The organism is Cupriavidus sp. GW822-FHT03E04, from assembly GCF_058801495.1.
The window spans coordinates 80,079-105,224 of record NZ_JBXANI010000020.1; the positions used below are offsets into that span (position 1 = coordinate 80,079).

Genomic DNA, 25,146 nt, shown 5'->3' on the forward strand with positions numbered 1-25,146 from the left:
CGGGTGGCTTAGCCGCGCGACGGCAGCAGCCCCGCCGGATCCACCGGCTTGCCGTTGTTGCGTACCTCGAAATGCAGCTCGCTGTCGGCCGTGCCCATGCGCCCGACCTCCTGTCCGTTGGCTACCTGCGCGCCCTCGCTGACCGAGGGCTTGTCCAGGTTGCCATACACCGTCAGCCAGTTGTCGTCGTGCTTGATGATCACCAGCATGCCATAGCCGCGCAGCTCGCCAACGTGGATGGCCTTGCCGGCGGCGGCCGCGCGCACCACGCTGCCGGGCGCCGTGTTGATACGCAGGCCCTTGCTGGCAGGTGGCCCGTAGCCGGCGGTCACGCGGCCGTCGGCCGGCCATTGCAGGCGGATGCTGGTGGCGGGCGCGCGCGACGGCGCGCTGTTGTCCACCCGCGGGGTGTCCCCGACCGCCACCGGGCCGTTGCCAGCAGCCGTGCCGGCGCTGGCGCCAGCCGGCGGGCGGACCCGCAGCAGTTGCCCAACTTCGATCCGGTCCGCGCTGGGCAGCTGGTTCCAGCGCACCAGGTCGCGCACCGAGCGCTTGTGCCGCCGGGCCACGGTGTACAAGGTATCGCCGCTCTGCACCCGGTAGTAGCCATCCGGCGCGGGTTCGCTGGCCAGGGTGCCGCAGCCGGCGGCCAGGCACGCCGCAGCAGCGGCGGCCAGCAGGCCAAGCGCGCGGCGCCGCGCGTTCGTCTTGTCGTGGTTGCTTTGCTTCATCACGTACTTATCGTCCCTCCCTGTCCTTAGCTTGAAGCCTGCCGGGTGGCCGGCCTTGGGCCGACGGCGCGTTCGAGTCTGCCATGACGCACCCGCAACTGTAGACCCTCCAGGGAGCAAACCGTTCGAAATCGCGCAACAGATGCGATCAGGGCCGGGGCAAAAGCCCCCGATCCGCTATAATTCAAGGTTTTGAAAGCGCAGGAACATCATGGAAGCAGAACGCCTCAACGCCATCTCCGGTGCCATCTCTGATCTCCGTTCGCGAACGGAAGATCTACGGGGGTATCTTTGACTACGATGTCAAAGTAGGACGACTCGACGAAGTCAACGGCGAACTCGAGGATCCCGAGGTCTGGAACAACCCCAAGCGGGCCCAGGATCTCGGCAAGGAAAAGAAAATGCTGGAGGGCGTGGTCGGCGTGCTCGGCAAGCTCACGGACGACCTTAGCGGTGCCGACGAGCTGTTTGAGCTCGCCCGCGAAGAAGGCGACGACGACACGCTGGAAGCCATCGAGACCGACGTTTCCGGCTTCGAGGCCATCGTCGCCGACATGGAATTCCGCCGCATGTTCTCCGGCGAAATGGACCAGGCCAACGCCTTTATCGACATCCAGGCCGGCGCCGGTGGCACCGAAGCCTGCGACTGGGCGTCGATGCTGCTGCGCCAGTACCTGAAGTATTGCGAACGCAAGGGCTTCAAGGCCGAAGTGCTGGAAGAGTCGGAAGGCGACGTCGCGGGCATCAAGAGCGCCACGATCAAGGTCGAGGGCGAGTACGCGTTCGGCTACCTGCGCACGGAAACGGGCGTGCACCGCCTGGTGCGCAAGTCGCCGTTCGATTCGTCGGGCGGCCGCCACACGTCGTTCTCGTCGGTCTTCGTCTACCCCGAGGTCGACGAATCGTTCGAGGTCGACGTCAATCCGGCGGACCTGCGCGTGGATACCTACCGTGCCTCCGGCGCGGGCGGCCAGCACATCAACAAGACCGATTCGGCCGTGCGGATCACGCACATCCCGACCGGCATTGTGGTGCAGTGCCAGAATGACCGCTCGCAGCACCGCAACCGCGCCGAAGCCATGTCGATGCTGAAGTCACGCCTGTATGAGCACGAAATGCGCAAGCGCCAGGCCGAAGCCGACAAGCTGGAGTCGTCCAAGACCGATGTGGGCTGGGGCCACCAGATCCGCTCGTACGTACTGGACCAGAGCCGCATCAAGGATCTGCGCACCAACGTGGAAATGTCCAACACGCAGAAGGTGCTGGACGGCGACCTGGATCCCTTCATCGTAGCCAGCCTGAAGCAAGGGCTGTAACCACGCAGCGGCGCCACGCCGCCGCCACGCGCCCCCGGCAAGGATCGGCGTGTGGCGGCGGCAGGTGCGGCCACTCACCTGCCGGGACAATCTTGACCATGACCGCAGCATCGACCGCAGCAACGCATCTGATCATCATCACGGGCACCTCGCGCGGGCTCGGTGCCTCGCTGACGCAGGCAATGCTCAAACCGGGCAACCGCCTGGTATGCGTGTCCCGCAGCCGCAATCCCGAGCTGGAACGGGCGGCGTCCGCCAGCGGCGTCAAGGTAGCCTGGCACTTGCAAGACCTCTCCCAAGCCGGCCCGTCGGCAACCTGGCTTGGCAGCGTCCTCGATGTCGTCGAGGAAACGCTTGCCAGCGTCACGCTGATCCTGAACGCGGGCATGATCGATCCGATCGGCCCCATCGCCAACCTGCGCGAGCCGGCGCTGGTGCAGCATCTGCTGACCAACCTGGCCACGCCGATGACCATGACCGCGGCCTTCCTCTCGCACACCGAGCGCTTTGGCTGCCCGCGCAAGATCCTGGCGATCTCCTCCGGCGCGGCGCGCCGCCCGGTCGAAGGCTGGAGCGCATATTGCGCCGGCAAGGCGGGCCTGGACATGTTTGTGCGCTCCATCAACGCCGAATACGCGCAGGCGCCGGCGGAACGCGCCGTGCGCGCGGTAGCGCTGGCGCCGGGCGTGGTCGATACCGGCATGCAGGCCACCATCCGCAACGCCGACTTTGCGCAGGTGCAGCGCTTCCGCGACCTCAAGGACAACGATCAGCTGGCCTCGGCCGACGACACCGCGCAGCGTATCGCTGCGTACCTGGAGCGGCCTGACTTCGGCAGCACCGAGCTCGACGACATCCGCAATACATGAACCTCGCGCGGGCCTGGCCCGAGCGACTCACCAAGACATCATGACCGAATCCAACCGCGCTCCCGCCGAGACCAACGTCCCGGCCGCAGCCGACGAAAACAAGATCATCGCGGAACGGCGCGAGAAGCTCCAGGCCCTGCGTCAGCAAGGCCCGGCCTTCCCCAACGACTTCCGCCCGACCCACCAGGCCGCCGCGCTGCACACGCAGTACAGCGAGACCGAGCAGGCCGTGCTTGAAGCCACCCCGGTGGAAGTCGCCATCGCCGGGCGCATGATGCTCAAGCGCGTGATGGGCAAGGCCAGCTTTGCCACCGTGCAAGACGGCTCGGGCCGCATCCAGTTCTACATCAGCCGCGATGCGATTGGTGAAGACGTGTACGCTGCCTTCAAGAAGTGGGACCTGGGCGATATCGTGGCCGCCCGCGGCACGCTGATGAAGACCAAGACCGGCGAGCTGTCGGTGGCGGTGACCGAGCTGCGCCTGCTGTCCAAGAGCCTGCGCCCCCTGCCCGGCGACTACTACGGCCTGGCCGACCAGGAACAGAAATACCGCCAGCGCTATGTGGACCTGATCGTGTCGCCGGAAACGCGCGCCACCTTCCGCGCCCGCACCAACGCCATCAGCTCGCTGCGCCGGCACATGGCCAGCAACGACTTCATGGAAGTCGAAACGCCGATGCTGCACCCGATCCCGGGCGGCGCCACGGCCAAGCCGTTCATCACCCACCACAACGCGCTGGACATGCAGATGTTCCTGCGCATCGCGCCCGAGCTGTACCTGAAGCGCCTGGTGGTGGGCGGTTTCGAGCGCGTGTTCGAGATCAACCGCAACTTCCGCAACGAGGGGGTGAGCCCGCGCCACAACCCTGAGTTCACCATGATGGAGTTCTATGCAGCCTACACGGACTACCGCTGGCTGATGGACTTCACGGAGGACCTGATCCGCCAGGCCGCGATCGACGCGCGCGGCAGCGCCGTGCTGACCTACCAGGACCGCGAGCTGGACCTGTCCAAGCCGTTCCATCGCCTCACCATCACGCAGGCCATCCAGAAGTTCGCGCCACAATATACCGACGCGCAACTGGCCGACACGGAATTCCTGCGCGCCGAGCTGAAGAAGTTCGGCATCAATACCGGCGCCCCGCAATTCCTCAACGCAGGCCTGGGCACCCTGCAACTGGTGCTGTTCGAGGAAACCGCCGAAAGCCAGCTGTGGGAGCCGACGTTCATCATCGACTACCCGGTGGAAGTCTCGCCGCTGGCGCGCGCCTCGGATACCCAGCCGGGCATCACCGAGCGCTTCGAGCTGTTCATCACCGGCCGCGAGATTGCCAACGGTTTCTCCGAGCTGAACGACGCCGAAGACCAGGCCGAGCGCTTCCGCAAGCAGGTCGACCAGAAGGATGCGGGCGACGAAGAAGCGATGTACTTCGACGCCGACTACATCCGTGCGCTGGAATACGGCATGCCCCCGACGGGCGGCTGCGGCATCGGCATCGACCGCCTGGTGATGTTGCTGACCGACAGCCCGAACATCCGCGACGTCATCTTGTTCCCGCATCTGCGCCGCGAGGACTGACGCGGCGCGGCGGCCTCGCCGGGCCGCCTCGCACAGCAAAAAGCCCCACCGATTTTTGGTGGGGCTTTTTGCTTGTGGCTGCGAGCTTGTTACAAACACAGCCCGGGAAGGCCATGCATTTTCACCGCCAAGCCTATGATTTAACAGAAGATTTCAGCCTACAGAAACTTACAAATTCAAACGGAAAATGGCAGTGAATTGGGCCAAACTAGGTCCATCGAATCGCTAGCCATCAGTACCGCTGACCGGCTGCGTTTTGCGAGGAAAATAATATGTCGAATCCGACCTTGCACCAATCCAACGAGCCAGCCATGCCCGCTTCCCTGCCCACCCAACGCCGCCTGCATCCGCTGGTCGGCGCCGCCGCGGTAGCCATCGTGATCGCCAGCCTGACAGCGGTCGCCGCCATGACCGGCGTGCTGCCTACCAGCAAGGCCATGCAGGGATCGCAGCAGTCCCCGACTGCGCCTGTCGCCGGCAATGGCACCGTCAACGGCACCATCAATGGCGCCGACACCGCGCAACTGCCGGCGCCGGGTAGCACCACGCGGCCGCCCGAGGCCGCGAACCTGGCGCAGGCGCCCGTCACCCCGGCCGCACCGGCGCCAACACCGGCACCCGCTGCACGCCGCGCCCAGGAGCGCAGCAGCGCCAGCCGCGATGCAGGCTATGGCCCCGCGACCAGCCGCAACGACAATGGCGCCTATGCTGAACGCCAGCCGGCGCAAGGCAGCGCGTATGCCGGCCGCGTCGTTGCCATCACCCCGATCGAAGCACCCAAGCCGGCCAGTGGCCTGGGCGCCGTCGGCGGCGCGGTCATCGGCGGCCTGCTCGGCAACCAGATCGGCAAGGGCAATGGCCGTATCCTGGGCACCGTGGCCGGTGCCGTGGGCGGCGGCTTTGCCGGCAACCAGATCGAGAAGACCGTGCGCAAGGACACCAGCTACCAGGTCCGCGTGCAGATGGACAACGGCAGCCACCGCACCTTCACGTATCAAGCCGACCCGGGCGTGCAGATCGGGGAACGTGTGCACATGCAGGATGGCCAACTGGTCGCTGGCTGAGCCGGCATCCGCAACAGCGAAAAAAAACCGCGGAAAACGCGGTTTTTTTCGTTCCAGCCCTTATTCCGCTTCTTCAATCCAGGCGGATTGAATCGCCTCCAGGATCTTCTCGCCCGAGCGATCGGCCACATCGGCAAAGCCGTCCAGTTCCATGACCCAGCGGTGCAGGTCGGTGAAGCGGATGGTGGTGGGATCCACGTCCGGGTACTTGTCGTACAGGGCGGCGGCGATGTCGTAGGTGTCGGTCCACTTCATGGGTATTCTCTCCGGTCAGTTCTGGTCAACTCTGGTCAGGCGAGCAAGTCGGCGAGCGCGCTGCGCTCAATGCTCTTCCTTGGCATGGTTGATCGTGTACTTGGGGATCTGCACGGTGAGGTCGCTGTCGGCCACCAGGGCCTGGCAGGACAGGCGCGAGTTGGGCTCCAGGCCCCAGGCCTTGTCGAGCAGGTCTTCCTCTTTCTCTTCGGCCTCTTCCAGCGAGTTGAAACCCTCGCGCACCACCACGTGGCAGGTGGTGCACGCGCAGGACTTCTCGCAGGCGTGCTCGATCTCGATGCCGTTGCCGAGCAACGCGTCGCAAATGCTGGTACCGGCTTTGGCTTCGAACACGGCCCCTTCGGGGCAGAGTTCGACGTGGGGCAATACGATGATCTGTGGCATGGAATGTCCTGGATATGGATAGGGTGCGATTGGCCTCGGGGATCAGCCCAGGTCCTGCACCTTGCGGCCGGCCAGCGCGCTCTTGATCGAGCGGTCCATCCGGCGGGCAGCGAATTCGTCGGTGCCGTGGGACAGCGCTTCCACCGCTGTCTTGATGGCGTGGTGATCTTCGCCTGCGGCAATGTCGCTAGCGGCCGTGATCAGGCGTTCCACGTCGGCACGCTCCTCGGCCGAGAGCAGGTCGCCATCGAGTTCGAGCGCGCGGCGCGTGGCTTCGATGAGGCGCGCGGCGTCCACGCGTTCCTCCGCCAGCGCACGGCTCTTCATGTCGTGCTCGGCTTCACGGAAGCTGTCCTGCAGCATGCGGGCGATCTCGTCGTCGGCCAGGCCGTAGGACGGCTTGACGGTGATGGTCGCCTCCACGCCGGATTGCGTCTCGCGCGCGAAGACCGACAGCAGCCCGTCGGCGTCAACCTGGTACGTCACGCGAATGCGTGCCGCGCCGGCCACCATCGGCGGGATGCCACGCAACTCGAAACGCGCCAGCGAGCGGCAATCGCTCGCCAGTTCGCGCTCGCCTTGCAGCACGTGGATGGCGATGGCCGTCTGGCCGTCCTTGAACGTGGTGAATTCCTGCGCGCGGGCGACTGGGATGGTGCTGTTGCGCGGAATGATCTTCTCGACCAGGCCACCCATGGTTTCCACGCCCAGTGACAGCGGAATCACGTCCAGCAGCAGCCACTCCTCGCCGGGAGCGCCGTTGCCGGCCAGCAGGTTGGCCTGCATGGCCGCGCCCAGGGCCACGACCTTGTCCGGGTCGAGGTTGGTCAGCGGCGGCTGGCCGAAGAAGTCTCCCACCGCCTTGCGGATGGAAGGGATGCGGGTCGCGCCGCCAACCAGCACGACGCCCTTGACCTCGTCCGCCGCGACGCCGGCATCGCGCAGCGCCTTGCGCACAGGCGACAGGGTCTTTTGCACCAGCGGCGCGGTCAGCTCGACAAAGGTCGAGGCCGACAGCGTCAGGTGCACGATCTCGCCACTGTTCAGCACGGCATCGATCACGGTCGAATCGGCCGCCGACAACGCTTCCTTGGCCGCGCGGGAGCGCACCATCAGCAGGCGCATATCCTCGGCAGACAGCGGTTGCAGGCCAGCCTGCTCGACGATCCAGCACATCAGGCGCTGGTCGAAATCGTCGCCGCCCAGGGCGGAATCGCCGCCGGTGGCCAGCACTTCGAACACGCCCCGGCTGAGCTTGAGGATGGAGATATCGAAGGTGCCGCCGCCGAGGTCGTACACCGCGTAGATGCCCTCGGAAGCGTTGTCCAGGCCATAGGCGATGGCTGCCGCGGTCGGCTCGTTGAGCAGGCGCAACACTTCAAGGCCGGCGAGCTGCGCGGCATCCTTGGTAGCCTGGCGCTGGGCGTCGTCGAAATAGGCGGGCACCGTAATCACCGCGCCGACGAGTTCGTCGCCGAGCGAATCCTCGGCACGCTGGCGCAGCGTGGCCAGGATTTCCGCCGAGACTTCCACCGGACTCTTCACGCCGGCCGCGGTCTTGATCTGCACCATCCCGGGCGCGTCGACGAAATCGTAGGGGCTGTGCTCGATATGCGCGACGTCGCGCAGGCCGCGCCCCATGAAGCGCTTGACCGAGACGATGGTGTTCTTGGGGTCGTGCACCGCTTCTTCCTGCGCGCGGTAGCCGATCTGCGTACCCTTTGGCAGGTAGCGCACGACCGAAGGCAGCAGCGCGCGGCCGCTTTCGTCGGTCAGGACTTCGGGAATGCTGTTGCGAACCGCTGCCACCAGCGAATTGGTGGTGCCAAGGTCGATGCCGACCGCGAGCCGCTTCTGGTGGGGTGCCGGCGACATGCCGGGTTCGGAGATCTGGAGCAGTGCCATGATGAATCTTCTTTATTCGTGCGGTGGCAAAAACGGCCCGTCGCACAGGCCGGCTTTGCGCCGGGGCGCCATTGTGGCATGGCTGGGGCGAACTTGCCTGGCGGCGCTGGAGTCCCTCGGGGACCCTAGCCTTCCAGGCGGTCGATCGCCTCGCTGGTGTCGTGCTCGATTTTCTCGATGAACATCAATTGCCTGGCCGCGCTGCCAGCACCCGCGTTATCGCCGGCATCGAGCAGCGCACCCAGCGCCGCGTGGCGCTCGCGCTTCTCGCCACGCAACTCACGCAGCAGCGCATCGAGGCGCGCAACATCATTCTCTTCAACCGCTTCCTGCAGGGCCTCGCGCCATTCCATCTGCTGCATCAGGAAGGCGGGCGCCATGGCAGTATTGCTCTCGGCCTGAATGTCCACGCCGCGCAGCGTCAGCAGGTAGATCGCGCGCTTGAGCGGCTGGCGCAGCGTGCGGTACGCCTCGTTGGCATGCGCGGCCCATTGCATGGCCACGCGCCGCTCGGCATCGCCGGCATTGGCAAAGCGGTCCGGGTGCGCCTGCGATTGCACGGTCAGGTAGGCGGCGTCCAGCGCCGCCTCGTCGACTGCATATCCGACCGGCAGGCCGAACAGCGCGAAATAATCGTCTTTCAACACCTTCCCCAACAAAAAGGAGCGGCTGCGCCGCCCCTTTGAACTTCCTTCAGCGTGAAAGCGGCACGCTGACCGCGCGGCACAGGCCGCAGCAATGTGGCGGCTGATCCGGTCAGGCAGCGCGCTTTGCGCCGCTGCCCGCCCAATCCGCCGGCGGCTCCGCCCGATCGCATTTCAGGCAGTTCACCAGCTCGCCCATCCTGGCCGCACGCCCCTGCGGCGTCAGCGTCCACGGACGCATCTGCCAGGGCGGGTCATGGCGCATATGCTGGCCGTGCCCGCAATCGAGTTCCGCCACCCAGTGGCTTTCCTCGTCCTGGTGAAAGCCGACAATGCTGCGTTTCATCGTTTCATCGTATCCGGCGTGCCGATGCCAGCACGCTCAAACCCGGAACGACTCTCCGCAACCGCACTCATCCTTGACGTTGGGGTTGTTGAAGCGGAACCCCTCGTTCAGGCCTTCACGCGCGAAATCGAGCTCGGTGCCATCGATATACGGCAAGCTCTTGGGATCGACGATCACCTTGATGCCGTGCGACTCGAACACGCTGTCTTCCGGCAACAGGTCGTCGACGTACTCCAGCTTGTAGGCCAGGCCCGAGCAGCCGGTGGTCTTGACGCCGAGGCGCAGGCCAACGCCCTTGCCGCGGCGGTCCAGGTAGCGCGCCACATGCTTGGCGGCCTTCTCGGTAAGCGTGATCATCGCTGCTTCATCCCTTGATTGAACGCGGAACTCAGGCGGCCTTCTGCTCGGCGCCTTCGTGCTTCTTCTTGTAGTCCTCGACCGCTGCCTTGATGGCATCTTCGGCCAGGATGGAGCAGTGGATCTTCACCGGCGGCAACGCCAGTTCTTCGGCGATGTGCGTGTTCTTGATTTCCAGTGCCTGATCCACGGTCTTGCCCTTGACCCATTCGGTCACGAGCGAGGAGGACGCGATGGCCGAGCCGCAACCATAGGTCTTGAACTTGGCGTCTTCGATCACGCCAGCTTCATTGACCTTGATCTGCAGCTTCATGACGTCGCCGCAAGCGGGCGCGCCAACCATGCCGGTGCCCACCGCGTCGTCGTTCTTGTCGAACGAGCCAACGTTGCGGGGGTTTTCATAGTGGTCGAGAACCTTGGTGCTGTATGACATTTTGGCTACCTCTTGGCGTATCGGTATTTATGGGGTCTTGCGTGGGTCTTGGCGCTTGGTGCTTAGTGCGCGGCCCACTGGATGGAATTCAGGTCCACACCGTCCTTGAACATTTCCCACAGCGGCGACAAATCGCGCAGCTTGGAGATCTTGCTCTTGAGCAGTTCCACGGTGTAATCGACTTCTTCCTCGGTGGTGAAACGGCCCACCGTGAAGCGGATCGAACTGTGCGCGAGTTCGTCGTTGCGGCCCAGGGCGCGCAGCACATACGAAGGCTCCAGCGACGCCGAGGTGCAAGCCGAGCCCGACGACACCGCCACGTCCTTGATCGCCATGATCAGCGATTCGCCTTCGACGAAGTTGAAGCTGACATTGAGGTTATGCGGCACGCGTTGTTCCAGGTCGCCGTTCAGGTAGACCTCTTCCATGCCCGACAGGCCACGCCACAGGCGATCACGCAGCATGCGGATACGTTCGTTTTCCGTAGCCATTTCCTCACGGGCGATGCGGAAGGCTTCGCCCATGCCCACGATCTGGTGCGTGGCCAGCGTGCCCGAACGCATGCCGCGCTCGTGACCGCCGCCGTGCATCTGCGCTTCCAGGCGCACGCGCGGCTTGCGGCGTACGTACAGCGCGCCCACGCCCTTCGGGCCGTAGGTCTTGTGTGCCGAGAACGACATCAGGTCGCACTTCAGCGTGTTCAGGTCGATCGCTACCTTGCCGGTGGCCTGGGCGGCGTCGCAATGGAAGATGATGCCCTTGGCGCGGCAGATCTCGCCGATCTGCGCCACGTCCTGGATCACCCCGATCTCGTTGTTGACCAGCATCACCGACACCAGGATCGTGTCAGGGCGGATCGCCGCCTTGAGCACTTCGATGTCGACCAGGCCATTGTCCTGCACGTCGAGGTAGGTCACCTCGAAGCCCTGGCGCTCCAGCTCACGGGTGGTGTCGAGCACAGCCTTGTGCTCGGTCTTCACCGTGATCAGGTGCTTGCCCTTGCCCGAATAGAAATTGGCCGCGCCCTTGATGGCGAGGTTGTTGGACTCGGTTGCGCCCGATGTCCACACAATCTCGCGCGGATCGGCGCCCACCAGTGCCGCCACCTGCTCACGCGCTTCTTCCACCGCGCGCTCGGCATCCCAGCCGTAGGCGTGGCTGCGCGAAGCCGGATTGCCAAACTGTTCACGCAAGTACGGAATCATCTTGTCCGCCACGCGCGGGTCTACCGGCGTGGTGGCTGAGTAATCCATGTAGATGGGGAAATGTGGGGTGCTCATCGTTATGACTGCCTTTTAGGGACCGCTATGCTTGACGTTGCTCTCTGTTCTCTTGCCGGCTGCCCGTCTTACGACTGAGCCAGGCTGAAAACCGAATTCACCACCCGCGCACGCGCGGGCTTTTCCTGCTTGTCCGCCTTGCCGATCGGCGCGGCCACGGTTTGCGCAGCCGACTCCTCGCGCATGTCGTGCAACACCGCGGGACACTTGGCGCGCTGCTGGTCGACCAGGTTCTTCAGGGAGACGGAATCGAGATACTCGACCATTTTCTGGTTCAGCGTGGCCCACAGTTCGTGGGTCATGCAGCGACCGGTTCCCTCATCTCCGTTACAATTACCCTTTCCGCCGCATTGCGTGGCGTCGAGCGGCTCATCGACCGCGATGATGATGTCGGCCACCGTTACGTCTTCCGCCTTGCGGGCAAGACTGTAGCCGCCGCCCGGGCCGCGCACGCTTTCCACGATCTCGTGGCGGCGCAGCTTACCGAACAGCTGCTCGAGGTAAGAGAGGGATATTTTCTGGCGCTGGCTGATGCCCGCTAGCGTAACGGGGCCCTGATCCTGGCGCATGGCCAGGTCAATCATGGCGGTTACCGCGAAGCGGCCTTTGGTCGTCAGTCTCATGATGCTGGGGAGTACTTGATCATTTTGGTCAAGTATAAAAGAAGTCGACTAATTCAGTCAAGTACCCCTGCCGCATCGCATCAAACCTGCCCCTGCTCCGCCGAGGCCGCGCCAACGGGCGCGCGCGGCGGCACGATCAGCGACCAGGGGTGTTTCAGGATGCGCCGCCGCACAGCCGAACTCAGCGCCCGGCGATCCACCCGGCGCAGGCTGCGTGAGCGCAACGCCATATTGAAGGCCAGCGCGAAGCTCACCGCGACGTTCAGCAGCCCCATCAGCGCAATGCCCGCCACCGCCAGCCAGAACGACGGCATCTTCAGCACGGCAAAGCCCAGCACGCCGATCGCGGTGCCCACCGAGCCGGTCGACAAGGTGACGTGCCGCACTTCCATGTGGGGGCCGAAGAAGCTGAGGATCTCCGGTCCCAGCCCGAGCAGCAGCCCCAGCGACACATTGGCAGCGATCCCCGACATATTGCGCTTCCAGAAGTCCGCCATCCGCGTGGCGCCCTGCGCGCCCAGCACATAGCGCAGGCGGCGGTTGTACGCCATCACGTCATGCACCTTGTGCAGCGCGAACCAGTTGTCGGCCCAGCCCGCCACGAGGCTGGACAGCCACAAGAGTACCCCCGTGAAGATCGCGTAGATCGGCGTGGGGCCAAGAATGGAAAACGACTCGATGGTGGCGATCGCCTTGGCGGGTGTGATCAGGTTGGCGCCCAGGATGCGGTTGGCGAGCCACTGGATGCCCATCGCCACCGGGAACACCACCACCAGGTTGCCGAAAATCGCTGCGGCGTTTGAGCGGATCATGGCGATGGTGTCGTCAACGAAGATCTCCCGCCCCTCCGGCCTGCCGACCGCATCGAGCCGGTGCGCCAGCGCTGGGCCGGTCATCGCCGGCTGCTTGGTGGCCAGCGTGAAATGCGCGAAGTGGATCACCAGGAAGCTGCCCGCATAGTTGAGCGAGGCCAGCAGGCCCTCGATGAACTTATCCAGGTGCAGCCCATAGATCAGGAACTTGAGATAGACCGTGCCCACGGTGATCAAGCCGCCACCGGCAGCGGCCCGCATCAGTTCGCGATACTCGCGGCGATCGCGGGTGATGTAGTGCTCGCCGGTCTCGGCCGAGCGCTCAACCACCTTGCGCGCCAGTTGCGAAAACGAGGTGCCCGCCAGGTGCCCGATACTGCGCCGCGCCTGGGTGGAGCGAATCAGCGCCGCGATCAGGTGGGCGTGCCGGCCGCGCCGCTGCGGCTCAACCCAGGTCGCCAGCAACAGCTCGATGCGCGCGAGCCGGACCTTCATGCGCTCGATCTGGAACACCACCTCCACCGAGACGCCGTTCTCCTCCAAGTCGTCGTACACGCGCTGAGCCGCCTGGTGGCAGCCATCGAGCAGCGCGCGGAAATAGTTGAGCCGGTGCGCGAAAGCCTCGCCGCCGTGCGCCGCCTCCTCCTCTTCGCACAAGGCTTGCACAGCGCTGTCCAGCCGGAAAAACGGCGTGTCCTGCACCTTGCCCTTGAGGCGAGAGCGAATCGCCTGGCTCAGTCCGGTAGCACGCACCTGGCTGACCAGCACCTGGATGCTGGTGGCCAGTGTGCGGTCGAAACGATCCCATTCGGGCGGCGCTGCAGCTTCGCCCGGCGCTTGCGGGTCGTCGGTGCGCAGCACGGCAGCCAGCCGCTCGGGCAGGTCGCCATCGAGCGCCTCGACCCAGTCGGCATCGTTATCATCGATAAACAGCAGCGCGAACAGGCCCGCCATATCGCTACGGTTGGGCGGAGGGGGCAGGAACCGCGCCTGCAGCCGGTTCAGCACCTCGCTCCAGAAGCCCGGGTGGGAAGCCACGCCGGTGTCGCACAGCAAAGTGACCGGATCGTTATCGCGCACGATGGAACGCACCATGCGGGCAAAGCGCCCCGCCACTTCCGGATTGCGGCCAAGCACCTGTAGCAGGTAGCGCAGCCGCACGTGCTCCCGGCGACTCTTGTCGGCCGCCACACCTTCGGCGCCTGGCAGCCCGTCGCGCCGGATCCAGTAGCCCAGCTCGATCAGCCAGCCGTTACGGTCCGCCAGCGGCGCCTCCGGGTCCGCTGCCGCCAGGATTGCGTCGAGTTGCAGGCTGGCATTGCGCGACTCGCGCCATTTGCGGAACAGGGAACGAAACATGAATCCTCGTGAAAGTAATGGAAAGGCTGCAAGGGCGGGCGAGCGCGATCAGGTGGCGCCGCCAAGCCCCTTGGCACGCAGCATGGCGATCACGCCATCGCAGGCGTCCTCGACATAGTCGAGCACGCGCTCGAAGCCATCACCCTCGCCGTAGTAGGGGTCCGGCACTTCGTCCGCGGCGTGCCGGCTGGCGAAACTCATCAGCAGGCGCAGCTTGTCCTGGCTGCCAGGCGGACAGATGGCGCGCAGCGCGGCCAGGTTGTCCTGGTCCATGGCCAGCAGCAGGTCGAAACGGGCGAAATCCTGCACCAAAGCCTGGCGCGCGCGTTGCGCGCGGAGGTCATAGCCACGGGCCAGCGCATGACGCTGGGAGCGCGCATCCGGCGCGCGCCCGATGTGATAGCCATGCGTGCCGGCGGAATCCAGCTCGACCAGATCGGCCAGGCCGACCGCCTCCAGCTTGGCGCGCAGCACGCCCTCCGCGGTCGGAGAACGGCAGATGTTTCCCATGCAACACATCAAAATGGCGTATTTCTTCATAGGGGTGTGGCACTATCCAGCGCCGAAAGCTAGACGACAAAACGCGGCACGCGCGATGAGCTTGCAGCCAGCGCACCGGGCGCGGCTGCCACAACGAAGCCGGATTCTACAGCCCTGCCCACAAGGCCGCGCTCACGGGAGCGCCAGCACGCCGGTCGAAGTCGCCTGGCAAAAAAGCTGACGCAAAGGTGGCGCCCACCGCATAATCGCGCGGTGAACCTCCACCTCAGCCCACTCCTCCTGGCGCCCCTTCTGCTTTGTGCAAGCCTGGCCGACGCCGCCGAACGGTCCGCGGACGCCGCCTCCGGCGCAGGCTGCGAAAGCCTGCTCACCGTGGTCCGGCATAGCCTGGAGAAAGAAATCGGTGCGGCCTGCGCTGCCTCTGCGTCAGCCGCTGCCTCGACACCGGCCACCGCATGCGCCGCGCAACGCGAACCGCTGCACGCCATCGTGGACTTTATCAGCGAGCGCGAGGCCGCCAGCGCCGACCAGTGCGACACCCTGCTGGAAGTCAACAAGCGTTTGCGCTCGCTGCCCCCGAAGGGCTGATATGACTAGCAGGCAAATCGGCTCAGGGCAGCTTGGCCGCCAGCACATCCAGCTTTTCGATAGAAGGCGGTTTGGCGAACAGGTCGGGCGCCTTGGCCATCAGGGCCTCGGCCACCTTGCCCGAGAGATGGGCGTTGCGCCCGGCCTCATCGGGAAACGCATCGAAGATGCCGAACATGGATGGCCCGAGCCGCAGCGCAAACCATGCCGTGGTGCCGGCTTCGGCCTGCACCAGCGGCAAGCCTGCGAGCAGGAATTCCTCGACTTCCTTTTCCTTGCCGGGCTTCGCATGCAGCGGAACCCACAGAGCGAACTTGACCATGGACCATCTCCTCACCACCGTCCGGGATTCCAACTATAGACGGTCGCCAGCCCGTCAGGACGCGGCAGCGGCAGCCGGCGGCAGGTGCTCCCCATCGCCGCTGGCGCCAAAGATCTGGCGCTTGAGCTTGGCCAGCTGGTCGCGCACCTGCCCGGCCTTCTCGAACTCGAGATTCTTGGCGTGCTCGAACATCTGCTTCTCCAGCCGCTTGATCTCCTTCGCAACCTGCTTCTCGCTCATGTCCTCGTACTTGGCGCGTTCTTCCGCGGCCAGCAGCTCGGCCTTGACCTCGCCCGGGTCGTAGACCCCGTCGATGATGTCCTTGATGCGCTTGACCACGCCGCGCGGCACGATGCCATTGGCTTCATTGAACGCGATCTGCTTGGCGCGGCGGCGCTCCGTCTCACCGATCGCCCGCTTCATCGAATCGGTCATCCGGTCCGCGTACAGGATGGCGGTGCCGTTGACGTTACGGGCCGCGCGGCCGATGGTCTGGATCAGCGAACGCTCGGCGCGCAGGAAACCTTCCTTGTCAGCGTCGAGAATCGCCACCAACGAGACTTCCGGAATATCCAGGCCCTCGCGCAGCAGGTTGATGCCGACCAGCACGTCGAAGGTACCCAGGCGGAGGTCGCGAATGATCTCCACGCGCTCCACCGTATCGATGTCCGAGTGCAGGTAACGCACCTTGACGCCGTTCTCTGTCAGGAACTCCGTGAGCTGCTCGGACATGCGCTTGGTCAGCGTGGTCACCAGCACGCGCTCACCGACGGAGACCTTCTGGTGGATCTCTGACAGCAAGTCGTCAACCTGCGTGGTCGCGGGACGCACGTGGATGATCGGATCGACCAGGCCGGTGGGCCGCACCACCTGCTCCACCACCTGGCCCGCATGCTCGTTCTCGTAATTGGACGGCGTGGCGGAGACAAACATCACCTGCCGCATCTTGCCCTCGAACTCCGAGAACTTGAGGGGGCGGTTGTCCAGAGCGGACGGCAGCCGGAAGCCATAGTCGACCAAGGTCGTCTTGCGCGCCTTGTCGCCGTTGTACATGCCATTGAACTGACCCATCAGCACGTGGGACTCGTCCAGGAACATCAACGCGTCCTGCGGCAGGTAGTCGACCAGCGTGGGCGGCGGCTCGCCCGGCTTGGCGCCCGACAGGTGGCGCGAGTAATTCTCGATGCCCTTGCAGAACCCGAGCTCGGAGAGCATTTCCAGGTCGAAGCGGGAGCGCTGCTCCAGCCGCTGCGCCTCCACCAGCTTGTTCTCCTTATAGAAGAAATCCAGGCGCTCGCGCAGCTCGACCTTGATGTCTTCGATCGCCCGCAGCACGGTCTCGCGCGGGGTCACGTAGTGGCTCGACGGATAGACCGTGAAGCGCGGGATCTTCTGCCGCACCCGCCCGGTGAGCGGGTCGAAGAACTGCAGCGAATCGATCTCGTCGTCGAACATGTCGACGCGCACCGCCAGCTCGGCATGCTCGGCCGGGAAGATATCCAGCGTATCGCCGCGCACGCGGAAGGTGCCGCGCTGGAAATCGGTCTCGTTGCGGGTGTACTGCATGGCGATCAGGCGCGCGATCACATCGCGCTGGCTGATCTTGTCGCCGGTGCGCAGTGTCAGGATCATCTTGTGATACTCGGACGGGTTGCCGATACCGTAGATGGCCGACACGCTGGCCACGATGATGGTGTCGCGCCGCTCCAGCAGGCTCTTGGTGGCCGACAGCCGCATCTGCTCGATATGCTCGTTGATCGAGGAATCCTTCTCGATGAACAGGTCGCGCTGCGGCACGTAGGCTTCGGGCTGGTAGTAGTCGTAGTAGCTGACGAAATACTCCACCGCGTTGCGCGGGAAGAACTCGCGGAACTCGGAATACAGCTGCGCGGCCAGCGTCTTGTTGGGCGCGAACACGATGGCCGGACGGCCCAGGCGGGCAATCACGTTGGCCATGGTGAAGGTCTTGCCTGAACCGGTCACCCCCAGCAGGGTCTGGTAGGACAGGCCGTCCTCCACACCCTCGACCAGCTGGCGGATCGCCTCGGGCTGATCGCCCGCCGGCAGATAGGGCTGGTAAAGCTGGAACGGCGAGCCGGGAAAGGTCGCGAACTTCTCTTCATCCAGCGCGGGCGCGACTTCAACGAGATTCGACATAGGCTGGTAGGGGAAAACCTCAGGAAAACGGGCAGATACGCTAGAATCTTGGGGTTGGCGGCCCGGTATCAAGATGGGGGTCGCCCGCACTCCCGAGCGCAGTCCGGAGCATTCTACGCCTTCCCGTTTTGTTACATAGCTGACCACGAGATCCCAAATGAGTTTGTTTTCTGCCGTCGAGATGGCCCCGCGCGACCCGATCCTGGGCCTGAATGAAGCCTTCAATGCCGATACCCGTGCCACCAAGGTCAATCTGGGTGTTGGCGTGTACTTCACCGACGAAGGGAAAATCCCTCTGCTGCGCGCCGTGCAGGAAGCCGAGAAGGCCCGCCTGACCACCGCCACCCCGCGTGGCTACCTGCCGATCGAAGGCATCGCCGCCTATGACCAGGCCGTGCAGACCCTGCTGTTCGGCAAGGAATCGCCGCTGATCACCGAAGGCCGTGTTGTGACCGCCCAGGCACTCGGCGGCACCGGCGCGCTGAAGATCGGCGCCGACTTCCTCAAGCGCCTGTACCCGGACGCCAAGGTCGCCATCAGCGACCCGAGCTGGGAAAACCACCGTGCCCTGTTCGAGGCAGCCGGTTTCCCCGTGATCAACTACGCCTACTACGATGCTGCCAGCCACGGCCTGAATTTCGCCGGCATGGTGGAGTCGCTCAAGTCGTACGCCGCCAACACCATCGTGGTGCTGCACGCCTGCTGCCACAACCCGACCGGCGTCGACCTGTCGGCCGAGCAGTGGAAGCAAGTCGTGGAACTGATCAAGGAGCGCAACCTGATCCCGTTCCTCGACATGGCCTACCAGGGCTTCGCGGAAGGCATCGAGCCGGACGGCGCCGCCGTGCGCCTGTTCGCCGAATCCGGCCTGCCGTTCTTCGTGTCGAGCTCGTTCTCGAAGAGCTTCTCGCTGTACGGCGAGCGCGTGGGCGCGCTGTCGATCGTCACCACGGGCAAGGAAGAAGCCCAGCGCGTGATGTCGCAGGTCAAGCGCGTCATCCGCACCAACTACTCCAACCCGCCGACCCACGGCGGCACCGTGGTCGCCACCGTGCTGAACAGCCCGGAGCTGCGCGCCATGTGGGAACAGGAACTGGGCGAGATGCGCGACCGTATCAAGCTGATGCGCCATGCGCTGGTGGACAAGCTGGCCGCCAAGGGCGTGCCGGGCGACTTCTCCTTCGTCAAGTCCCAGCGCGGCATGTTCTCGTACTCGGGCCTGAACTCGGCCCAGGTCGACGTGCTGCGCAACGAGCACGGCATCTACGCCGTGGGCACCGGCCGCATCTGCGTGGCCGCGCTGAACAGCCGCAACATCGACGCGGTGGTCAACGCCATCGCCGCCGTGCTGTAACGCAATACGCGTAAAAGTGCACAAAAAGGCGGCTTCGGTCGCCTTTTTCGTATCTCATGACAATTTTTCACGTTCTTTTGCATTTGTCATCGAGAAGTACAGTGTTTGTCCTATTGTCTTTTTCCGATGCGAGCGTACCTTAGGGTATATGCTGCATCGCACGATCGTTCGATTACGCGCATAATCGGTAACACATTAGCAACTGTGTTTGTTGTATTTGTATTGTCCAGGCGTTGAATTCCAGCTTCGCCCCCAGCCTGATAGGGACCACGTCATGCTTTACCAGCTGCATGAATTCCAGCGCTCGATGCTGCACCCGCTTACCGCATGGGCGCAGGCTACGGCCAAGACCTTTACCAATCCCCTGAGCCCGATGTCCCTGGTGCCCGGCGCCACGCGACTGGCTGCCGGCTACGAGTTGCTGTACCGACTCGGCAAGGAATACGAAAAACCCGAATTCGATATCAAATCGGTACGCTCCAACGGCCGGGACATCCCGATCGTCGAACAGACGATCATCGAAAAGCCCTTCTGCAAGCTGGTGCGCTTCAAGCGCTATGCCGACGATCCGGAGACCATCAAGCTGCTCAAGGATGAGCCTGTGGTGCTGGTGTGCGCCCCCCTGTCGGGCCACCATGCCACGCTGCTGCGCGATACCGTGAAGACCTTGCTGCAGGACCACAAGGTCTATGTGACCGACTGGATCGATGCCCGCATGGTCCCGATCGAGGACGGCCGTTTCCGCCTGGCGGACTACATCCACTACATCCAGGACTTCATCCGCCATATCGGCGCTGAGAACCTGCACGTGATCTCCGTGTGCCAGCCCACGGTCCCGGTGCTCGCGGCCATCTCCCTGCTGGCATCGGCCGGCGAGAAGACGCCAAAGACCATGACCATGATGGGCGGCCCGATCGACGCACGGCGCAGCCCGACGGCTGTGAATTCGCTCGCGACCAACAAGTCGTTCGAGTGGTTCGAGAACAATGTGATCTATACGGTGCCGGCGAACTACCCGGGCCATGGCCGCAAGGTGTATCCGGGCTTCCTGCAGCACGCCGGGTTCGTAGCGATGAACCCCGACCGCCACCTGTCCTCGCACTACGATTACTACCTGAACCTGGTCGAGGGCGATGCCGACGACGCGGAAGCCCACGTGCGCTTCTACGACGAGTACAACGCCGTGCTCGACATGGACGCCGAGTACTACCTCGACACCATCCGCGAAGTGTTTCAGGAATTCCGGCTTGCCAACGGCACCTGGGAGATCGATGGCCAGCCGGTGCGCCCGCAGGACATCAAGGGCACCGCGCTACTGACGATCGAGGGCGAGCTGGACGACATCTCGGGCGCCGGCCAGACCGCCGCCGCGCATGAGCTCTGCGCGGGCATTCCCAAAGCGCGCAAGCAACACATCACGGCAGCCAAGTGCGGCCACTACGGGATCTTCTCCGGCCGCCGCTGGCGCCAGGAGATTTACCCGGAGCTGCGCGATTTCGTGCTCAAGCATCGTTGAGCCACGGCGCTTAAGCTGCACGCCGCCACGCCGCACCCATAAAAAACGCCCGCAAGCTGCGGGCGTTTTTTTTATGGGGCTGCAAGCTGCCTTAGCGGCGCTCCAGGTAAGCCAGCAGCATATCGGTGTGCAACTCGGCAAAGCGCTCGTGCTCATCCTGCGCCGCCACGTCGCGCCCGATCACCGCGCTGATGGTGTAACGATTGGACAGCACGTAGTAGCCAAGCGCGGAGATCGTCAGATATAGCTGCGAGACATCGACGTTGTCGCGGAACACCCCCTGCCGCTGGCCCCGCTTGACGATATCCGCGAGCACGTTAACCACCGGGTTGATCAACTGGTGCAGCTGGGTGGACTTCTTCAGGTGGCGCGCCTCGTGCAGGTTCTCGCTGTTGACCAGCCGGATGAACTCGGGATTGCGGTAGTACCAGTCCCAGACAAAGCGAGCCAGCGTGCGGACCGCCGCAACGGGATCCTCTTCGACGATGTGCAACTGCTCCTCGGCGGCGCGAAACTCCGCATATTGTTTTTCAAGGACGGCCAGGAACAAACCCTCCTTGCTGCCATAGTAGTAATACAGCATGCGCTCGTTGGTCTCGGCGCGGCGCGCGATCTGGTCGACACGCGCCCCTGCCAGGCCGCCCTTGGCAAATTCCTCGGTGGCCGCATCAAGGATGCGGCGGCGTGTTCCCTCGGGGTCCCGCTTGGTTCTGGTTTCGTTTCGCATGCGACGGCTGGTGAATCGTTGCGCGGATTATGGCACAGGGCAACTTGCGCGCAGCGGCCCCGGCAAAGGGCGCATCATCGCGCGTTTCTGCACTGCGGCGAAATCGGGGATAATCCCTGCCGCGTGCCCGTTCCGGCCAGGAAAAAAGAGAACGGCATCCGCGCCGTACCCGCAAACCCCAAAAGCTGTCGTGACCGCCATTTCCCAGACCCTCGCCGATCGCCTCGAAGCCCTGCTGCCGCAGACCCAATGCACCAAGTGCGGCTTCGACGGCTGCCGTCCCTATGCCGAAGCCATGGCGGCGGGCGAAGCAGCCGGCAATCGCTGCCCGCCGGGCGGGGAAGAGGGCATCCGCCGCCTGTCGGCGCTGCTCGGCGCGCCGCCGCAGCCGCTGGACCCGGAGCGCGGCGTGGAGCAGGCCCGCGCGGTGGCAGTGATTGACGAAGCGCTATGCATCGGCTGCACGCTGTGCATCCAGGCTTGCCCGGTCGACGCCATCGTTGGCGCGCCCAAGCAGATGCATACCGTGCTGGCGGACTGGTGCACGGGTTGCGACCTCTGCGTGGCCCCCTGCCCCGTCGACTGCATTGCCATGGTTCCCGTCAGCGCGCAGCGCACCGGCTGGGCAGCCTGGTCGCAGGTGCAAGCGGACGAGGCCCACGCGCGCTACCTCGCCCGCCGCTCGCGGCTCGTGCGCGAGCGCGAGGAGAACGATGCACGCTTGGCGGCCAAGGCGGCCGCCAAACTGCAGGCGCTGCAAGCCGAAGCGCCGCAAAGTGAAGAGGAACGCTCGGCGCGGGCACGCAAGCAGGCCATCATCCAGGCCGCCATCGAGCGGGCGCGCCTGAAGCAACAAGCGGTGCAGCCGCGCAATACCGAAAACGTCTCCCCTGCCGTGCAGGCACAGATCGACGCCGCCGAGGCCCGCCGCGCCAGGGCCGGCCTCACCGCCACACCGTGCCAGGCCGATCCCGATGCCGTGCCCGGCTCCAACCCAGCCCCCGAGGACTAATGAACGCTGCCAAGTGCCGCGCCTTGTTCGAGACACTGCGCGAAGTCAACCCGACCCCGGTCACCGAGCTGGAATACAGCTCGCCGTTCGAGCTGCTGATTGCCGTGCTGCTGTCCGCGCAGGCCACTGACGTGGGCGTGAACAAGGCCACGCGCAAGCTCTACCCCGTGGCGCACAGCCCGGAGCAGATGCTGGCGCTGGGCGAGGACGGGCTGATTGAGTACATCAAGACCATCGGCCTGTACAAGACCAAGGCCAAGCATGTCATAGCGACCTGCCGCATCCTGGTCGAACAGCACGGCGGCCAGGTGCCGCGCGACCGGGTCGCGCTGGAGGCTTTGCCGGGCGTAGGCCGCAAGACGGCCAACGTGGTACTGAATACCGCGTTCGGCGAGGCCACCATTGCCGTCGACACGCATATCTTCCGGGTAGCCAACCGCACCGGCCTGGCGCCCGGCAAGAACGTGCAAGTGGTGGAGCAGAAGCTGCTCAAGACCGTGCCGCAAGAGTTCATGCACGATGCGCACCACTGGCTGATCCTGCATGGGCGCTATGTCTGCAAGGCGCGCAAGCCCGAGTGCTGGCACTGCGCGATCGAGCCGCTGTGCGAGTACCGCGAGAAGACCGAGGCGCCACGCATCTGAGCGCAGGCGCAACGGACAGGCAAAAAAAGACCCGCGCGAGGCGGGTCTTTACCTATCTGGCAGCGCTTGCGCTCAGACGATGCGGCAGGCTTCGTCGAACGACAGGCGCGGGCTGCGCGGGAACAGTTTGTCGGCCTCGCCATAGCCCAGGTTCACCAGGAAATTGACCGACCATTTGCCATCGGCGAAGAAGGCGGCATTCACCTTGCCAGCATCGAATCCGGCCATCGGGCCGCAATCCAGGCCGAGGGCACGCGCGGCCAGAATGAAATAGCCACCTTGCAGCGAGCTGTTCATCAGCGCGTCGCGGGCGATCTTTTCCGGCTGGCCGGCGTACCACGAGCGCGCATCGGCGTGCGGGAACAGCTTGGGCAGCTGATCGTGGAAGGCGTTGTCGAATGCGACGATGGCGGTAACCGGTGCCGAGCGGGTCTTCTCGACGTTGCCTGCGGACACGCACTCGACCAGGCGAGCCTTTTCCGCCGCGCTCTTGACGAACACGATGCGGGCCGGCGAACCGTTGGCAGCCGTCGGGCCAAACTTCATCGCGTCATAGATCTGGTGAAGCACGGCATCGTCCACTTGACGGTCTTGCCACACGTTGTGCGTACGCGCTTCGGTGAACAGCTGGGCGATTGCAACCTGATCGATCGGTTTCATGCGGTCGGTTCCTGAACAGAAAGTGAGAACCGGATTGTATCTAAGACGCCGCGCCTCGCCACGCAAGCGATTTGAGCAAGGGGTTCAATTCTGTTGCACATCCTGCGCGCCGGAACCCTTGCTGGTCAGCCAAAGCACGCCCGCCAGGATCAAGCCGCCGCCCAGCGCCTGCGTCATCCCGACATGCTCCCCGAGCAAAAGCGCCGCCAACACCACCGTCACCACCGGCTCCAGGGTGGACAACATCGAAGCCCGCGCCGCGCCGAGCCGTTGCAAGCCGGCAAAAAAGGCCAGGATCGCCAGAACCGTAGACAGCAGCGCGATCGCCAGCAGCGCCAGCCAGCCTGCGGCACTCTGTGGGAACTGCGGCGGCACGCCAGCGCCCGCGCGCAACACCCCCGCCACGATATAGACCACCGCGGCCGCACTGCACACCACGGTGGTAGTGACCAGCGGATTGACGCCCGCCGTCACGCGCGCGCCCACGATGATGTAGACCGAGTAGATCGCGGCCGAGGCCAGGCCAAGCCCGATGCCCAGCGCCGAGCCCTGGCCACCCCCCACCGTCAGCCCCGCCCCCACCGAGCACAGCACGAGCGCGATCACGGATGCGGTGCCGAGCCGTTCCTTGAGGAAAACGGCGGCAAGGATGGTGACAAAGAGCGGATACAGGTAAAGCAGCAAGGCCACCAGGCTGGCCTGGGCATGATTGAGCGCGGTGAAAAAGCAGAACGACTGGCCAACATAGCCGATGCCGCCCATGGCAGCCAGCGCCAGCACCTTGCGCCAGCCCGGCAGGCTGACGCCGCGCAGGCGCATCGCCAGCGCCAGCGCGCCCGCGGCCAGCACGAAACGCACCGCCAGCAGGCCGTAGACATCGGTACCCGCGTCGTAAGCAAAGCGCGCGAAGATTGCCATGGCGCCAAAGGCGCTGGCCGACAGGGCGATCAGCAACACGCCCGCGAGCTGCTCGCGGGCATGGCGCACGGGCTGCCGGACACGGGCGGCGGAGGAACGGGGAACGGACATGGTGGCGCGCTGGCAGGAAATGGACCCGGCGACGCCGGGCAACGCCGCATTCTAGTGGCTGGCAGGCCGATTCGGTCAGCTTGCGGGGGCCGGTTTGCGCTGCGCTGCAGCAGTGGAAGAGCTCGTTTACAATAGCGCCATCATGTTCAATCCCTCCCGCGAAGAAGTCCGCCGTTTTTTCTGTGAAGCCTGGCAGAAGCAACGCGCAGGCAGCGTCCTCACCCCCCTCGAACTCATTGCCGTCGACTGGATCGGCGAGCATCCCGAGTATCACAGCCTGCTCACCGACACGGAGGGCGCGCTGACCCAGGACTACACGCCTGAAGGCGGCCAGACCAATCCCTTCCTGCACTTGGCCATGCACCTGTCGATTTCCGAGCAGGTTTCCATTGACCAGCCCCCCGGCATCCGCCGCGCCTACGAATCCCTGGCGCAGCGCCTGGATTCACCGCACGAAGCGCAGCATCAGGTCATGGAATGCCTCGGCGAAATGCTCTGGCAGGCGCAACGCACCGGCATGCCGCCGGATGGCGAGCAATACATTGCCTCGATCCAGCGCCGCGCTACCCGCTAGGTGACGTCCCAGCCCCGCCCGGGTTGCGTACAAATCATCACAGAATTCTGGCGCATGGCGTGATAGGCACGTGATAGGCTGTAC

The 25,146-nt window shown here is 64.8% G+C and carries 27 protein-coding genes; 10 read left to right on the forward strand and 17 right to left on the reverse strand.

The annotated features are described in order from the left end of the window. Positions 1-8: 8 nt before the first annotated feature. Positions 9-731 carry a peptidoglycan DD-metalloendopeptidase family protein gene (locus AC1RQC_RS27115; protein WP_492372686.1) on the reverse strand — a complete coding sequence of 241 codons (723 nt, stop codon included), beginning with the start codon at positions 729-731 and terminating at the stop codon, positions 9-11. Positions 732-942: 211 nt separating this feature from the next. Between AC1RQC_RS27115 and prfB the strand changes: the two genes are divergently transcribed. The 4 genes from prfB to AC1RQC_RS27135 all read left to right on the forward strand — a co-directional run bounded on the left by prfB (position 943) and on the right by AC1RQC_RS27135 (position 5,559). Next, a protein-coding gene (prfB, locus tag AC1RQC_RS27120; RefSeq protein ID WP_458763439.1) for a peptide chain release factor 2 occupies positions 943-2,047 on the forward strand; the annotation gives its coding sequence in 2 pieces (ribosomal slippage) (positions 943-1,023 and positions 1,025-2,047; 1,104 coding nt in all). 98 nt (positions 2,048-2,145) lie between these two features. Beyond that, positions 2,146-2,916: an SDR family oxidoreductase gene (locus AC1RQC_RS27125; protein WP_492829438.1), complete on the forward strand. Its 771-nt coding sequence runs from the start codon at positions 2,146-2,148 to the stop codon at positions 2,914-2,916. Positions 2,917-2,956: 40 nt separating this feature from the next. Continuing rightward, positions 2,957-4,495: a lysine--tRNA ligase gene (gene lysS / locus AC1RQC_RS27130; RefSeq protein WP_043344898.1), complete on the forward strand. Its 1,539-nt coding sequence runs from the start codon at positions 2,957-2,959 to the stop codon at positions 4,493-4,495. Between the two features lie 272 nt (positions 4,496-4,767). Next, the gene (locus AC1RQC_RS27135; protein ID WP_492829441.1) at positions 4,768-5,559 is read left to right on the forward strand and encodes a glycine zipper 2TM domain-containing protein; all 792 of its coding nucleotides are present in this window, start codon (positions 4,768-4,770) and stop codon (positions 5,557-5,559) included. A gap of 60 nt (positions 5,560-5,619) precedes the next feature. On the opposite strand, the gene iscX is transcribed toward AC1RQC_RS27135, so the two are convergent. The 11 genes from iscX to AC1RQC_RS27190 form a co-directional block, all read right to left on the reverse strand. After that, positions 5,620-5,814, reverse strand: coding sequence for a Fe-S cluster assembly protein IscX (iscX, locus tag AC1RQC_RS27140; RefSeq protein ID WP_006160183.1), 195 nt, complete (start codon positions 5,812-5,814; stop codon positions 5,620-5,622). Between the two features lie 66 nt (positions 5,815-5,880). Then, positions 5,881-6,219, reverse strand: a complete 339-nt coding sequence (gene fdx / locus AC1RQC_RS27145) for an ISC system 2Fe-2S type ferredoxin (protein ID WP_492372688.1) — start codon at positions 6,217-6,219, stop codon at positions 5,881-5,883. A gap of 42 nt (positions 6,220-6,261) precedes the next feature. After that, positions 6,262-8,124: a Fe-S protein assembly chaperone HscA gene (gene hscA / locus AC1RQC_RS27150; protein ID WP_492372689.1), complete on the reverse strand. Its 1,863-nt coding sequence runs from the start codon at positions 8,122-8,124 to the stop codon at positions 6,262-6,264. Positions 8,125-8,249: 125 nt separating this feature from the next. Beyond that, on the reverse strand, positions 8,250-8,768 hold the full coding sequence (gene hscB / locus AC1RQC_RS27155) for a Fe-S protein assembly co-chaperone HscB (RefSeq protein WP_183035675.1): 519 nt from the start codon (positions 8,766-8,768) through the stop codon (positions 8,250-8,252). Between the two features lie 112 nt (positions 8,769-8,880). Then, entirely contained in the window at positions 8,881-9,114 is a 234-nt protein-coding gene (locus tag AC1RQC_RS27160; RefSeq protein WP_150983836.1) for a DUF3565 domain-containing protein, read from the reverse strand. 36 nt (positions 9,115-9,150) lie between these two features. Then, a complete protein-coding gene (gene iscA / locus AC1RQC_RS27165; protein ID WP_017229301.1) occupies positions 9,151-9,471 on the reverse strand; it encodes an iron-sulfur cluster assembly protein IscA in 321 nt (106 codons plus the stop codon). A 31-nt stretch (positions 9,472-9,502) separates the two neighbouring features. Beyond that, positions 9,503-9,904 (reverse strand): Fe-S cluster assembly scaffold IscU, encoded by a 402-nt coding sequence (iscU, locus tag AC1RQC_RS27170; RefSeq protein ID WP_006160178.1) that lies wholly within the window; start codon positions 9,902-9,904, stop codon positions 9,503-9,505. Positions 9,905-9,966: 62 nt separating this feature from the next. Further along, positions 9,967-11,190, reverse strand: coding sequence for an IscS subfamily cysteine desulfurase (locus AC1RQC_RS27175; RefSeq protein ID WP_492372698.1), 1,224 nt, complete (start codon positions 11,188-11,190; stop codon positions 9,967-9,969). A gap of 62 nt (positions 11,191-11,252) precedes the next feature. Then, on the reverse strand, positions 11,253-11,807 hold the full coding sequence (iscR, locus tag AC1RQC_RS27180; RefSeq protein WP_183035672.1) for a Fe-S cluster assembly transcriptional regulator IscR: 555 nt from the start codon (positions 11,805-11,807) through the stop codon (positions 11,253-11,255). A gap of 80 nt (positions 11,808-11,887) precedes the next feature. Next, entirely contained in the window at positions 11,888-13,978 is a 2,091-nt protein-coding gene (locus AC1RQC_RS27185) for a site-specific recombinase (protein ID WP_492885146.1), read from the reverse strand. 48 nt (positions 13,979-14,026) lie between these two features. Then, positions 14,027-14,518, reverse strand: coding sequence for a low molecular weight protein-tyrosine-phosphatase (locus tag AC1RQC_RS27190; RefSeq protein WP_492372691.1), 492 nt, complete (start codon positions 14,516-14,518; stop codon positions 14,027-14,029). Between the two features lie 213 nt (positions 14,519-14,731). Here AC1RQC_RS27190 and AC1RQC_RS27195 point away from each other — a divergent pair, with 213 nt between their 5' ends. Then, entirely contained in the window at positions 14,732-15,067 is a 336-nt protein-coding gene (locus AC1RQC_RS27195) for a hypothetical protein (RefSeq protein WP_492372692.1), read from the forward strand. 22 nt (positions 15,068-15,089) lie between these two features. Here the strand turns inward: AC1RQC_RS27195 and AC1RQC_RS27200 are convergent, their stop codons facing one another. Beyond that, on the reverse strand, positions 15,090-15,389 hold the full coding sequence (locus AC1RQC_RS27200; protein ID WP_150983831.1) for a putative quinol monooxygenase: 300 nt from the start codon (positions 15,387-15,389) through the stop codon (positions 15,090-15,092). 54 nt (positions 15,390-15,443) lie between these two features. Further along, positions 15,444-17,546, reverse strand: a complete 2,103-nt coding sequence (uvrB, locus tag AC1RQC_RS27205) for an excinuclease ABC subunit UvrB (RefSeq protein WP_253930880.1) — start codon at positions 17,544-17,546, stop codon at positions 15,444-15,446. 157 nt (positions 17,547-17,703) lie between these two features. Here uvrB and AC1RQC_RS27210 point away from each other — a divergent pair, with 157 nt between their 5' ends. Together AC1RQC_RS27210 and AC1RQC_RS27215 are read left to right on the forward strand one after the other, a co-directional pair. Further along, on the forward strand, positions 17,704-18,900 hold the full coding sequence (locus AC1RQC_RS27210; protein WP_043344875.1) for an amino acid aminotransferase: 1,197 nt from the start codon (positions 17,704-17,706) through the stop codon (positions 18,898-18,900). Between the two features lie 274 nt (positions 18,901-19,174). Next, entirely contained in the window at positions 19,175-20,416 is a 1,242-nt protein-coding gene (locus tag AC1RQC_RS27215) for a polyhydroxyalkanoate depolymerase (protein ID WP_492372693.1), read from the forward strand. Positions 20,417-20,507: 91 nt separating this feature from the next. On the opposite strand, the gene AC1RQC_RS27220 is transcribed toward AC1RQC_RS27215, so the two are convergent. Further along, positions 20,508-21,143 (reverse strand): TetR/AcrR family transcriptional regulator, encoded by a 636-nt coding sequence (locus AC1RQC_RS27220; protein WP_043344870.1) that lies wholly within the window; start codon positions 21,141-21,143, stop codon positions 20,508-20,510. 190 nt (positions 21,144-21,333) lie between these two features. Here AC1RQC_RS27220 and rsxB point away from each other — a divergent pair, with 190 nt between their 5' ends. Together rsxB and nth are read left to right on the forward strand one after the other, a co-directional pair. Then, a complete protein-coding gene (rsxB, locus tag AC1RQC_RS27225) occupies positions 21,334-22,155 on the forward strand; it encodes an electron transport complex subunit RsxB (protein WP_492372694.1) in 822 nt (273 codons plus the stop codon). Further along, positions 22,155-22,799, forward strand: a complete 645-nt coding sequence (gene nth, locus AC1RQC_RS27230; protein ID WP_492807792.1) for an endonuclease III — start codon at positions 22,155-22,157, stop codon at positions 22,797-22,799. Before rsxB ends, nth begins: the two co-directional genes overlap by 1 nt. 72 nt (positions 22,800-22,871) lie before the next feature. Here the strand turns inward: nth and AC1RQC_RS27235 are convergent, their stop codons facing one another. Both AC1RQC_RS27235 and AC1RQC_RS27240 read right to left on the reverse strand, forming a co-directional pair. Next, a complete protein-coding gene (locus AC1RQC_RS27235) occupies positions 22,872-23,459 on the reverse strand; it encodes a malonic semialdehyde reductase (RefSeq protein ID WP_043344864.1) in 588 nt (195 codons plus the stop codon). Between the two features lie 84 nt (positions 23,460-23,543). Then, positions 23,544-24,488: a DMT family transporter gene (locus tag AC1RQC_RS27240; RefSeq protein ID WP_492885148.1), complete on the reverse strand. Its 945-nt coding sequence runs from the start codon at positions 24,486-24,488 to the stop codon at positions 23,544-23,546. A gap of 142 nt (positions 24,489-24,630) precedes the next feature. On the opposite strand from AC1RQC_RS27240, the gene AC1RQC_RS27245 reads away from it, so the two are divergent. After that, positions 24,631-25,062 carry a DUF1841 family protein gene (locus AC1RQC_RS27245; protein WP_492375759.1) on the forward strand — a complete coding sequence of 144 codons (432 nt, stop codon included), beginning with the start codon at positions 24,631-24,633 and terminating at the stop codon, positions 25,060-25,062. Positions 25,063-25,146: the final 84 nt, after the last annotated feature.

Bases quoted from the DNA above. Each gene is read 5' to 3' on its own strand.
- AC1RQC_RS27115 (WP_492372686.1), bottom strand. From the start codon at position 731: ATGAAGCAAAGCAACCACGACAAGACGAACGCGCGGCGCCGCGCGCTT.
- AC1RQC_RS27125 (WP_492829438.1), top strand. From the start codon at position 2,146: ATGACCGCAGCATCGACCGCAGCAACGCATCTGATCATCATCACGGGC.
- lysS (WP_043344898.1), top strand. From the start codon at position 2,957: ATGACCGAATCCAACCGCGCTCCCGCCGAGACCAACGTCCCGGCCGCA.
- AC1RQC_RS27135 (WP_492829441.1), top strand. From the start codon at position 4,768: ATGTCGAATCCGACCTTGCACCAATCCAACGAGCCAGCCATGCCCGCT.
- iscX (WP_006160183.1), bottom strand. From the start codon at position 5,814: ATGAAGTGGACCGACACCTACGACATCGCCGCCGCCCTGTACGACAAG.
- fdx (WP_492372688.1), bottom strand. From the start codon at position 6,219: ATGCCACAGATCATCGTATTGCCCCACGTCGAACTCTGCCCCGAAGGG.
- hscA (WP_492372689.1), bottom strand. From the start codon at position 8,124: ATGGCACTGCTCCAGATCTCCGAACCCGGCATGTCGCCGGCACCCCAC.
- AC1RQC_RS27160 (WP_150983836.1), bottom strand. From the start codon at position 9,114: ATGAAACGCAGCATTGTCGGCTTTCACCAGGACGAGGAAAGCCACTGG.
- iscA (WP_017229301.1), bottom strand. From the start codon at position 9,471: ATGATCACGCTTACCGAGAAGGCCGCCAAGCATGTGGCGCGCTACCTG.
- iscU (WP_006160178.1), bottom strand. From the start codon at position 9,904: ATGTCATACAGCACCAAGGTTCTCGACCACTATGAAAACCCCCGCAAC.
- iscR (WP_183035672.1), bottom strand. From the start codon at position 11,807: ATGAGACTGACGACCAAAGGCCGCTTCGCGGTAACCGCCATGATTGAC.
- AC1RQC_RS27185 (WP_492885146.1), bottom strand. From the start codon at position 13,978: ATGTTTCGTTCCCTGTTCCGCAAATGGCGCGAGTCGCGCAATGCCAGC.
- AC1RQC_RS27190 (WP_492372691.1), bottom strand. From the start codon at position 14,518: ATGAAGAAATACGCCATTTTGATGTGTTGCATGGGAAACATCTGCCGT.
- AC1RQC_RS27200 (WP_150983831.1), bottom strand. From the start codon at position 15,389: ATGGTCAAGTTCGCTCTGTGGGTTCCGCTGCATGCGAAGCCCGGCAAG.
- uvrB (WP_253930880.1), bottom strand. From the start codon at position 17,546: ATGTCGAATCTCGTTGAAGTCGCGCCCGCGCTGGATGAAGAGAAGTTC.
- AC1RQC_RS27210 (WP_043344875.1), top strand. From the start codon at position 17,704: ATGAGTTTGTTTTCTGCCGTCGAGATGGCCCCGCGCGACCCGATCCTG.
- AC1RQC_RS27215 (WP_492372693.1), top strand. From the start codon at position 19,175: ATGCTTTACCAGCTGCATGAATTCCAGCGCTCGATGCTGCACCCGCTT.
- AC1RQC_RS27220 (WP_043344870.1), bottom strand. From the start codon at position 21,143: ATGCGAAACGAAACCAGAACCAAGCGGGACCCCGAGGGAACACGCCGC.
- nth (WP_492807792.1), top strand. From the start codon at position 22,155: ATGAACGCTGCCAAGTGCCGCGCCTTGTTCGAGACACTGCGCGAAGTC.
- AC1RQC_RS27235 (WP_043344864.1), bottom strand. From the start codon at position 23,459: ATGAAACCGATCGATCAGGTTGCAATCGCCCAGCTGTTCACCGAAGCG.
- AC1RQC_RS27240 (WP_492885148.1), bottom strand. From the start codon at position 24,488: ATGTCCGTTCCCCGTTCCTCCGCCGCCCGTGTCCGGCAGCCCGTGCGC.
- AC1RQC_RS27245 (WP_492375759.1), top strand. From the start codon at position 24,631: ATGTTCAATCCCTCCCGCGAAGAAGTCCGCCGTTTTTTCTGTGAAGCC.